Origin of the sequence: Pusillimonas sp. (assembly GCF_044464525.1) — a bacterium.
Lineage (GTDB): Bacteria > Pseudomonadota > Gammaproteobacteria > Burkholderiales > Burkholderiaceae_B > Pusillimonas.
In genome coordinates this window covers 1-10547 of sequence record NZ_JBIQLE010000054.1, presented here as the reverse complement: position 1 = coordinate 10547, position 10547 = coordinate 1, and the positions used below count along the sequence as shown (strand labels likewise).

Sequence of the window (10547 nt, the reverse complement as noted above, 5' to 3'; positions counted from 1 at the left end):
CATTCCATTGCCCTCAGCGCTACGCGCTTTGGAGCTCAGACAGGCTGTCGCCGACACCCCCCCACGCCGGCAGGCTGAACGCGGCGCCCTCCGACGACCGCTCCAGGCACCGCCGCCGCCGACGGCTTGCTGTTGAGGCTTGCTGTTGAGGCGTACGTTTGCGTCTTGCGCTTTGGATTTGCCTTTAATGCTCGAGCTGAGGCTCGGGTGAGAATGCCTCGATCAAAACGACGAGTGCTAGTCGCCTGTGGCCACAGGCCGTGCCGGGTCGCTGCACCACTCGCTCCAGGAGCCGGGGTACAGGGCCGATCCGCTCAGGCCGGCCAGCTCCATGGCGAAGAGGTTGTGGCAGGCTGTAATGCCGGAGCCGCATTGGTGCACGACTTGTTCGGGGCTTCGACCGCCCAGCAAGGCGGTGAACTCTTCGCGCAATTGCGCGGATGGCTTGAAGCGACCGCTGGCTTGCAGGTTCTGCGAGTTGGGGCGATTCAGGGCGCCTGGAATGTGGCCCGCAACCGGGTCCATGGGTTCGACTTCGCCGCGAAAGCGTTCTGGGGCCCGGGCGTCCACAATGGTGAAGACAGGGTCATTTAGATTGGCCTTCACCGTGTTCGCATCGACCGTCGGCATGCTTTCAATTGGCCGTTGGTTCGGCTCGCCGCCCGCCGCATCGGCACTTTGAGCACCTTCAGGCGTTTTGTCCCCGGTGCCGTGGAACGCCGCATGCCCTGCCTGCGATGAAGTGGAATCAGGCATTGAGGCGTATGGGCCATCTTGCGTCTTCCCCGCCTCGACCTGGCCGCCCGCGTCAAGCCAAGCCTGCCAGCCGCCATCCAGAACGGCGACATGCTCGTGACCCATCCAGCGCAACATCCACCACACGTGGGCGGCGAACATGCCGCCGCTGGCGTCGTAAACCACCACTCTGGAATCGGGACGCAGGCCCAGCGCGTGCATCAAGGCGGTTAAGTCATCCAGACGCGGCAGGGGATGTCGCCCGTTCCGGCCCGTGCGCGGCGCGGACAGCTGCTTTTCGTGGTCCAGGTATATGGCGCCGGGGATATGGCCTTGAACAAAGGCTCGGCGTCCGGCTTCGTGGTCGGCCAGGTCGTGCCGGACGTCGAAAATAAGCCAGGGCTCGCGTGCCAAGGCGTCTTGAAGCTGGGCGGGGCTGATTAGAATGTCGGACACGGTGTGCTCCTGGATGAAACGTTTGGCGCAAAGCTTAATGTACTGGAGATTGATCTATTCGACCCTCTGGGACCGAACTCGTTCATGTCGGGTTTCGTTTCAAGCGGCCACGTTTGGCGGTGGCGCGGCGCTTGCGGCTGTCGGTGTAGGTTCGCCAGGTCGACAACAGCCCCGAGCCGATGACCAGGGTCATGCCTGCCCAGGCGATCACGTCGGGCCGGTCACCCCAGAAAACAATTCCAAGCATGGCAGCGAAAATAATAGTGGTGTATTGCAAAGCGGCCGTCAACAAGGTGGAGCCGTAGCCGAAGGCTCGTGTCATGGCAAGCTGGCCTACCAGGCCCGATACGCCCAGCCCTATCAGGCCGAGCCAGGCAGGCAACTGCGGAATGTGCCAGCCTTCGGTCGCAAGGCCCGCCACACTGGTCAAGCAAACGCAAGCGGAAAAAATCAGCACGGTGCGCCACTCGGGTTCGCCCACCCTGCCAAGCTGGCGCACCTGTAGCATGGCGACGGCGCCGAAAGCCCCTGATCCCAGGCCCAGCAAGCCGGCCAGGAAATGCTCCGCGCCTATGCTGGGCCGCAATACCCCGATCACGCCCAGAAACCCCAGGGCAACGGCCAGCACCCGCACCCAGTCTCGCTGCAAGGCTCCCGAAACCATCATCCAGCCGGCAATGAACAGCGGCGATGTGTAGTTGAGGCTTACCGCCGTGGGCAGCGGGAGGTTTGATAAGGCATAAAATCCCATCCACATGGCTGTGACGCCGGACAGATTGCGCCATAAATGCAGTTTCCAGCTGGGCGGACGAAGCCTGCGCCCGGTGGACATCGCCCACGCAAATAAGAGCAGCACCGAGGGCACGCCGCGAAACAGGACGATCTGCGACAGTGACGCGCCGAAGTCGGCCGATACCTTGATGCAAGCACCCATCACGGCGAACATGGCGCACGCCAACAACATCCACAACGACTGCATCGATAACCCGATAGCGATTGACCAAAGACGCTACTATACTTTCCTCGCGCTCGTTTTCCACGTGCGAAGGCCCTGGCCGCCTTCAAAACGCGCCGGCCAACCCAGGAAGTGCGTCGGCGCCCGGGGCTGGATTTTTCTTGTCTCGGGCACTTTAAGCCTTGCGCACTGTCTCCATATAAATCCAGACAACTTCAAAACTACAGTTCGCAACACAGGAAAATCAGTCCATGAAACGCATTTTTCTTTTTCTAATGACTAACCTGGCCGTCTTGGTGGTGCTAAGCATCACCCTGAACGTCTTCGGCGTGGGGCGCTACATCACCGCCCAGGGCATGGATCTTGGCCAACTACTGATCTTCTCGGCCATAGTGGGTTTCACGGGTTCAATCATTTCACTGCTGATCAGCAAATGGATGGCCAAGCGCAGCACCGGCGCGCGCGTCATCGACCCGCAGGCGCCCGCAAACTCGCGCGAGCGCTGGCTGGTGGACACGGTCCATCAATTGGCCGATCGCGCAGGCATCGGCCACCCCGAAGTGGCCATTTACCAAGGCGCGCCCAACGCATTCGCTACCGGGGCCTTCAAGAACAATGCGCTGGTGGCGGTTTCCACGGGGCTGCTGGAAAGCATGACCGAAGAAGAAGTGACGGCCGTACTGGGGCACGAAGTGGCCCACATCGCCAACGGGGACATGATCACGTTGACGCTGATACAAGGTGTCGTCAACACGTTCGTGATCTTCCTGGCCCGCGTGGTGGGATATTTCGTCGACCGGGTGATTCTCAAGAACGACCGCGGCGGCGTGGGCCTGGGTTACTTCGCCACCGTCATCGTCTGTGAGATCGTCTTCGGCATCCTGGCCTCGACCATCGTTGCCTGGTTCTCGCGCCAACGCGAATTTCGCGCCGATGCGGGTTCGGCCCGCCTGCTGGGTTCGCGTGAGCCCATGATTCGCGCCCTGGCCCGATTGGGCGGTGTGCAGGCCGGCGACCTGCCCAAGAATTTCGAGGCTGCGGGCATTTCCGGAGGCCGCGCCATCAGCGCGCTGTTTGCCACGCATCCCCCCATCGAGGTGCGCATCCAGGCGCTGCAGCAAGGGTCTGCGGCTCGTTGACACGGTTGGCCATGCACCGGCCGGCCGCTTAAAGGACAACTTGGCAAGCAGGCGCAAATGCAAATGGGCTGCCCGCATGGCAGCCCATTTTGCGTATCCACCCTGCTCGGTAAGACGAATGCGGCAATATTACAGCCGCGCCTTGAACCAATCGATGGCCTTGGCCCAAGCGTCCGTGGCGTCTTCCTCGCGATAGCTGGGACGATAGTCGGCGAAAAACGCATGGCCCGAATTGGGGTAGACAATAATACTGGAGGCCCGGGCAGCCTCATTGCCGTCTGCCAGCTCAGCCTCCATGCGGCGCACGTCTTCCAGCGGAATGCTGGTGTCCTGTCCGCCATACAGGCCCAAAACGGGCCCGTTCAGGGTCTTGGCCGCGTCGACCGGGTTGCGTTTTTGCAGGGGCCCATGCCCCACCGACAACTTTCCGTACCAGGCAACCCCCGCTTTTGCGCCGGGGTTGTGTTCCATGTACATCCACGTAATGCGCCCGCCCCAGCAGAAACCGGTAACGCCCAAGCGTGACGTATCGCCGCCCTGCTGCCCGGCCCACTTGGCGCTGGCGTCGAGATCGGCCAGCACTTGCTCGTCGGACACCTTAGAGACGATGTTGCTGATCACGTCGGGCACACTGCCGCAAGTATTGGGGTCGCCCTGGCGCTGATAAAGCTCGGCCGACACGGCAAAATAGCCCTGAGCGGCAAAGCGGCGACAGATGTCGCGAATGTGCTCATGGAGACCAAAAATCTCTTGTATGACCAAAATGACTGGCGCATTGGATTGATTCTGCGGCCTGGCATAGTAGGCATCGATGGCGCCGTCGAAGGTCGGCAATTTGAATGTTCCGTGGTCCAGGCCCTGCGCCGACGTCTGAATGGCGGTTTCGGCCTGGCCCGTAATGGGTGAAAAAGACATCAAAAACCTCCTTTGAAAAGGTTGGCGGCGATCAATGCGCCTGCTCCCAGTTTGTGCCGAAACCCACTTCGGCCACCAGCGGCACGGCCAATTCGGCCACGTCGCACATCAAGCCGGGCAGCTTGGCGCTTACAAGATCGACTTCGTCGTCAGGAACCTCGAGCACCAGTTCGTCGTGCACCTGCATGATCATGACGGTCTTGAGCTTCTCGGCGTCGAGCCACTGTTGAACCGCAATCATGGCCATTTTAATCAGGTCGGCTGCCGTACCCTGAACCGGGGCGTTGATGGCCGCGCGTTCGGCGCCCGCCAGCCGCGGCCCTTTGGCGCCACGAATGTCGGGCAACCACAGCCGCCGGCCAAACACCGTCTCGACGTAACCCTGTTCGCGCGCCTTGAGCTTGGTCTGCTCCATGTAGGCGGCCACACCTGGGTAACGCGTGAAATAGCGGTCTATGTACGAGCGGGCCGCATCGCGCGTGATACCCAGGTTGGAGGCCAGGCCGAATTCGCCCATGCCGTAGATCAGACCGAAGTTGATGGCTTTGGCGGCGCGGCGCTGCTCGGACGACACATCGGCCAGCGGCACGCCGAAAACCTCTGATGCTGTAAACGCGTGAATGTCTTCGCCCCTGGCGAAGGCGCTTTGCAGGTTTTCATCGCCCGACATGTGAGCCATTACCCGCAACTCGACTTGCGAATAGTCTGCCGAAGCCAGCTTGCCGCTTTCAGGCACAAAGGCGCTGCGCACGCGGCGACCCTCGGCGGTTCGTACCGGAATGTTCTGTAAATTAGGGTCGGAAGAGGCCAACCGGCCCGTAACCACGGCGGCCTGCGAATAGCGAGTATGCACACGGCCGCTGCGCGCGTCGACCATCCGGGGAAGCTTATCGGTATATGTGGACTTGAGCTTGGACACAGCACGGTATTCAAGCAGCACCTGAGGCAAGGGATAATCGCGTGCCAGCTTGGTCAGCACGTCTTCGTCGGTGGAGGGAGCGCCCCCCGCCGTTTTGCGCACCACGGGAAGCTCCATGCGCTGGAACAGGATCTCGCCCAGTTGCTTGGGAGAGTTCAAGTTGAACGGCTGCCCTGCGAGTTCGTGCGCTTTTTGTTCAAGCTGCAACATCTTCTGGCCCAGCTCGTGGCTTTGCGCGCCCAGGGCCTGGACATCGATTTTCACGCCGGTACGCTCGATGGTGGCAAGCACGCCAGACACCTTCATCTCAAGCTGATAAATGCGCTCGAAACCCGGCTCGGCGGCCACCTGTGGACGCAACACCTGGTGCAGGCGCAGGGTGTAGTCGGCATCCTCGCAAGCATAGATCGACGCCTTGGCCAGCTCAACTTCATCGAAGCAGATCTGCTTGGCGCCCTTGCCGCACAATTCTTCGTAGGTCGTGCCGGTAAGGCCCAGCCAACGCTGGGCGAGCTCTTGCATATTGACGCGCCGATGAGACTCAAGCACATAAGATTGCAACATGGTGTCTTCGGTAACCCCGGCCAGGGTAATTCCCTCGTTCTTGAAGACGTGGGTATCGTATTTGGCGTTGTGCAGAAGCTTGGCGGCCTTTGGGTCTTCGAGCCAGGGGCGCAAGCACTCCAAGGCTTCGTCCATGGGAAGTTGGCTAGGGTTGTCCGGCCCGCGATGCGCCAGCGGCACGTAGCAGGCGCGGCCCGGCTCCACCGACAACGACAGGCCGACAATACGCGCCTGCATGGGGTCTATGGAAGTGGTTTCGGTGTCGAGCGCCACCAGGTCGGCGTCGCGCAGGCGGGCCAGCCAGGCGTCCAGCGCTTCGCGGCTCTGGACGGTTTCGTACTCGACTTCGGCCGGCGCCTCGGGCAGCTCGGGAGCGATGCGTGCATCTTGCTCGGGAATGCGCTCGGCATCGCCGCTGAGTTCGCGCAGCCACGTACGAAAGCCGTACGCGTCATAAAGCTGGATCAGAGCCTGAGTGTCGGGCTGTTTGGGAACCAGATCGACAAGTTCGTCGTCAAAGAAGGGAATTTCGCAATCGAGCTTGATCGAAACCAGCTTGCGCGTCATTTCGAAGTTCGGAATGGCCTGGCGCAGGTTGTTTCCCGCTACACCTTTGATTTCATCTGCGTGAGCGATGAGATTATCCAGCGTATCGTAAGCATTGAGCCATTTGGCCGCGGTCTTGGGCCCTACTTTCTCAACCCCGGGGATATTGTCCACCGCGTCGCCTGTTAACATAAGGTAGTCGATGATCTGGTCTGGCCGCACACCGAATTTGCGCTGTACGCCTTCCACATCGGATTTTTCTCCGCTCATGGTGTTCACGAGCTCTACGTGCTCGCTCACCAGTTGGGCCATGTCCTTGTCTCCGGTTGATATCACCGTATGCACGCCCAGCGCCGTGGCGCGTCTTGCCAGTGTTCCGATCACATCGTCGGCTTCGACGCCTGATACGGCCAGCACCGGCCAGCCCAACGCCGCCACGACTTTATGTATGGGCTCGATCTGGGCGCGCAAGTCGTCCGGCATGTCGGGCCTGTGCCCTTTGTATTCCGGGTAGATGTCGTCACGAAAAGTGCCGCCCTTGGCGTCGAATACACAGGCCGCGTAGTCTGCCTTGTAATCCTGAAGCAGTCTACGTAACATGGAAACCACACCATAAAGGGCGCCAGTTGGCTCTTCTTTGGCATTACGCAGATCAGGCAAGGCGTGATAGGCACGATAGAGATAACTGGACCCATCAACAAGCAACAAGGTTTTTTTCATGACAGTAAATAAAATAATTCGCGCATCGGCGGCAGACCAAATTCCCCAGATTATGTCAGAGATGCAGGCGGCGGCGAATACACTCCAGCAGGTGGGTTGGGGCGTCAGCGTTTTTGGCAGCGCCCGAATCAAGCCCGATTCTCCGTATTACGAGTTAACCGAACAGTTGGGCCAGCGTCTGGCCCAGGCCGGCCTGCCTGTTATCGCGGGGGGCGGCCCGGGCATCATGGAGGCCGCCAACAAAGGGGCGTTTACGGCCGGCGGTACCAGTATAGGGCTTAACATCAGTCTGCCCCGCGAAACCACCAATAACCGCTACCAGACTCATAGCCTGCAATTCGAGTATTTTTATTCGCGCAAAGCCACCTTCTTCATGCACAGTGCGGCCTACATTGCCATGCCGGGCGGATTCGGAACGCTAGACGAACTCTTCGAGGTGATGACGCTTGTACAAACCCGTAAAGTGCCGCCCGCTCCGATTGTGCTCATGGGCGCCGAATTCTGGGCGGGGCTGTTCGACTGGATGCGACAACAACTGCTTACCCACAAGCTTATCGGCCCCAACGACCTCGACCTGGTCGTCATCAGCGATGACATCGACGAGGTAATGCAACAAATCGAAGACTTCTGCTCTGACTATGCCGAGCATCTGAGCACCGGCGCAATACTGCCCACAGAGTGAACCGCGCGGGTTCATCATGCCCGGATGCTTTTTTCGAGAGCCTTCTTCACCGGAGCCCCAGCGGGCGCCCGACGCGCACTGACGCACCGGGCAGCCGGTTATTTGCGTGACAGTGCTTGGGCCGCCAGATAGCCTGATCCGCCGCCCAGGCCTGGGCCGGGGTGCGTAGAGGCGCCGATGTGATAGACGTTTTTGTAGGGAGTTTTATGCGCCTTGGCGCCATTCGCCCCCGCAAAGGGACGCAGCCAGAAGAACTGGTCGGGCGAGCAAATGCCTGAATACGGATCACCCCCTACCAGGTTGCAGTTCAGGGCTTGAAGATCAGCCGGAGAAAAAGCACGCCTGCCAATAATTAAGCTGGAAAGCCCGGGCAGGACGGTTTCGATGCGCGCTTGCACGCGGTCGGCCATTGCCTCGCGCACCGCGTCGTTCCACATGCCATCGGCCGGCACGTCGATCTGCCCCGCGGCATCACCCTTGATGCGAGAGGGCATTTCTTGCAGTTGCAGCCATAGTATCCATTTTCCGTCGGGCGCCCTTGTTGGGTCGACCGCAGTCGGTTGGCCGATGGCCACCGTGGGGTTACGCGGCAATAGACCGTTATTGGCTTCAGCAACCGACATGGAGACAGACTCGAGGCTGTCGGCGAGGTGTACCAGGGGCACTTTCAGCATCTCTGGGTCGCTCCAGGGGGCCGGGCCATTCAAAGCGAAATGGATCTGCATGCAACCACGTCCAAATGCATAGGCTTCGGCTCGTTCGCGCACCGGCTGCGCAGCCTGGGGCAAAAGGCGTCCGTACAACTGGGGCGGAGTGACATTACATACCACCGCCTCGCTTGCAGCGTACACGGACTCACCGACTTTCACGCCTGTTGCACGATCGCCTGAAGTGAGCACTTCGGTTACCTCGGCGCTGGTGATAACCTGGCCCCCGTGCCGCTCGATAAGAGCCTGCAGGGCTTGCACGAGTTTCTGGCTGCCGCCCTTGACGACCGGCATGCCGCCGGCGACCACTGCCGCAAAGGTAAGCTTGCCGATCAGCGCCGAGGTGGCGTCGTCCGGGCCCAGACCCGTATGAAGCACCCAGGGGGCCATCATGGCGCGGCTTAGATCAGAAGAAAGTTCGCGGTCGCTCCAGCGCCGGAAGCTTTCCAGCGACTCGGCGGCATAGCCGAGCAAACCATCGGTACCGCGCTTGCGCCACTCGGAAAACAGCAGGCGGCCGACCTTCCAATCGTAGGGGGAATTACCCAACAGGCCGAAGGTGAGTGCGGCGTCCTTGCCGAAAAGCTGGCCAGCCATGGCGCCGAACGCCTTGCCATCGCCCGGGGCGACAGCCTCGATGCGTTGCACGGCGTCTTCTACATCTTGGCGCAGGGCCAGCGTGCGGCCATCCGGCATCGCCACACCAGTAGTGTAGCCATTGGAAACAAATTCTATTCCCAACGCCCCCAGATCGTCCTTGAGTTCGGGGTAGGCGGCGCCGCCCATGAACAAGGGGTACCACGAAGACAAGACTTCGTGTTGAAAACCCGGAAACAGCTCTTCGGTGCGTATGCATCCCCCTGGCCTGTCGTTACGCTCGAGAACGATTACCGACTTGCCCCACTTGGCCAGCAAAGCGGCGCACACCAAGGAGTTCATGCCGCTGCCGACGACGATGATCTGGGCTTCTTTCTTGCTCATGGGTCCTCCTGCGTTGCGACGTATTAGGGCACCAGGGCCAGCACGCGCAGCGGGCTGCCGGAACCGTTTTGGATTTTTAGCGGCGCCGAAATAATGACCGTGCCGGTGGGGGGAAGCTGGTCAAGATTATTCAGGCACTGCAGACCGTACTTTCCGGCGCCATGCATCAACGTGTGGCAAGGATAGGGCACCGACCAGCCGTACGACTGCCCCGCGTCGGTGTTGATGGTCTCTACGCCAAAGCCATGCACATTGCGCTCTTTGATCATCCATTCGACTGCTTCCTGACTGGGGCCGGGGGTGTGCGCGCCATCTTCGCGCATGTTGACGTACGAGGCGGGATCGCTAAGCCGCTGGGACCAACCTGTGCGGAACAAGACCCAACTGCCCTCTGGAATGCGGCCGTGCTTGGCCTCCCAGGCCTGAAGGAATTCGGGCGTCAGTACCCAGTCTTCGTTCTGGCTGACTTCCTCCGTGGCGTCCACCACCACAGCCGGAGCAATGAAGTTTTCCGGGGCAATGGTATCGACCGAGTTATTGGGAACGTCTTTGCCGGAAATCCAGTGTACGGGCGCGTCGAAGTGCGTGCCGGTATGTTCGCCACAGGTGAAGTTGTTCCAGTACCACGCCGGCCCCGCCTCATTGTATTGCGAGATGGTTTCAATCTTGAAGGCGGAAACCTGTCCGAACTCGGGCGGAAGCTGCAGGGGCGGGAAGTCGGGTGACAGCGTGTGAGTTAGGTCGATGACCTTGAAATCGCCCTTGGCCATAAGCTCGACGAAGCTGGGGGAAGTATTACTCATTGTGGTCTCCGTTAGGTTTTGTAAGATAATAGTAGAGGCGCTTGCGAACCCGCGCCCCCTGGGTTTGTCTGTATGGGTTTTATGTTCACTTAGTTTAAACTTAAATCATCCATGCAGTCATCTGCGCGAACCGCGCCCATCTTTGCCTAGGCGCGAACCGTTCCTTGGAGGTCTGCTTCCATGAACTTGCGGTCAATATCTACTTCTAAGGGCGAAACGCCCGTTCGACTCTTCCATTCCCGCGACCTTGACGAAACCCGCAGCTCGGTCGGTCGCGTCTTCAAGCCGCACGACCTTGGTGTATTGGGCCGGCGCCAAGAGCTTGATGCCTTTATGGACCATCTGCCGCTAGGCAATGCATCCATCAACCGCCTTTGCTACGGGGCCGACGTCAGCATCGAACCCGACTGCCTCAACGACTTCCT

The 10547-nt window shown here is 60.3% G+C and carries 9 protein-coding genes; 3 read left to right on the top strand and 6 right to left on the bottom strand.

The features are described 5' to 3' along the window. Positions 1-237 precede the first annotated feature (237 nt). The gene (locus ACIY1O_RS17180; protein ID WP_397476309.1) at positions 238-1191 is read right to left on the bottom strand and encodes a sulfurtransferase; all 954 of its coding nucleotides are present in this window, start codon (positions 1189-1191) and stop codon (positions 238-240) included. 82 nt (positions 1192-1273) lie between these two features. Beyond that, on the bottom strand, positions 1274-2155 hold the full coding sequence (locus tag ACIY1O_RS17175) for a DMT family transporter (protein ID WP_397476311.1): 882 nt from the start codon (positions 2153-2155) through the stop codon (positions 1274-1276). 242 nt (positions 2156-2397) lie between these two features. Between ACIY1O_RS17175 and htpX the strand changes: the two genes are divergently transcribed. Next, positions 2398-3285 (top strand): protease HtpX, encoded by an 888-nt coding sequence (gene htpX / locus ACIY1O_RS17170; RefSeq protein ID WP_397476308.1) that lies wholly within the window; start codon positions 2398-2400, stop codon positions 3283-3285. Positions 3286-3414: 129 nt separating this feature from the next. Here the strand turns inward: htpX and ACIY1O_RS17165 are convergent, their stop codons facing one another. Continuing rightward, complete coding sequence (locus tag ACIY1O_RS17165; RefSeq protein ID WP_397476307.1) at positions 3415-4200, bottom strand: dienelactone hydrolase family protein; 786 nt, start codon at positions 4198-4200, stop codon at positions 3415-3417. A gap of 31 nt (positions 4201-4231) precedes the next feature. Beyond that, complete coding sequence (polA, locus tag ACIY1O_RS17160) at positions 4232-6949, bottom strand: DNA polymerase I (protein WP_397476306.1); 2718 nt, start codon at positions 6947-6949, stop codon at positions 4232-4234. On the opposite strand from polA, the gene ACIY1O_RS17155 reads away from it, so the two are divergent. Continuing rightward, positions 6948-7631 carry an LOG family protein gene (locus ACIY1O_RS17155; RefSeq protein ID WP_487047379.1) on the top strand — a complete coding sequence of 228 codons (684 nt, stop codon included), beginning with the start codon at positions 6948-6950 and terminating at the stop codon, positions 7629-7631. The genes polA and ACIY1O_RS17155 overlap by 2 nt on opposite strands. A 98-nt stretch (positions 7632-7729) precedes the next feature. Here ACIY1O_RS17155 and ACIY1O_RS17150 read toward each other — a convergent pair whose 3' ends face one another. Together ACIY1O_RS17150 and ACIY1O_RS17145 are read right to left on the bottom strand one after the other, a co-directional pair. Next, positions 7730-9319 (bottom strand): phytoene desaturase family protein, encoded by a 1590-nt coding sequence (locus tag ACIY1O_RS17150; RefSeq protein WP_397476305.1) that lies wholly within the window; start codon positions 9317-9319, stop codon positions 7730-7732. 23 nt (positions 9320-9342) lie between these two features. Then, positions 9343-10122, bottom strand: a complete 780-nt coding sequence (locus ACIY1O_RS17145) for a cyclase family protein (RefSeq protein WP_397476304.1) — start codon at positions 10120-10122, stop codon at positions 9343-9345. A gap of 180 nt (positions 10123-10302) precedes the next feature. On the opposite strand from ACIY1O_RS17145, the gene ACIY1O_RS17140 reads away from it, so the two are divergent. After that, on the top strand, positions 10303-10547 hold a 245-nt coding region (locus ACIY1O_RS17140), incomplete at its 3' end, for an AraC-like ligand-binding domain-containing protein (RefSeq protein WP_487047378.1).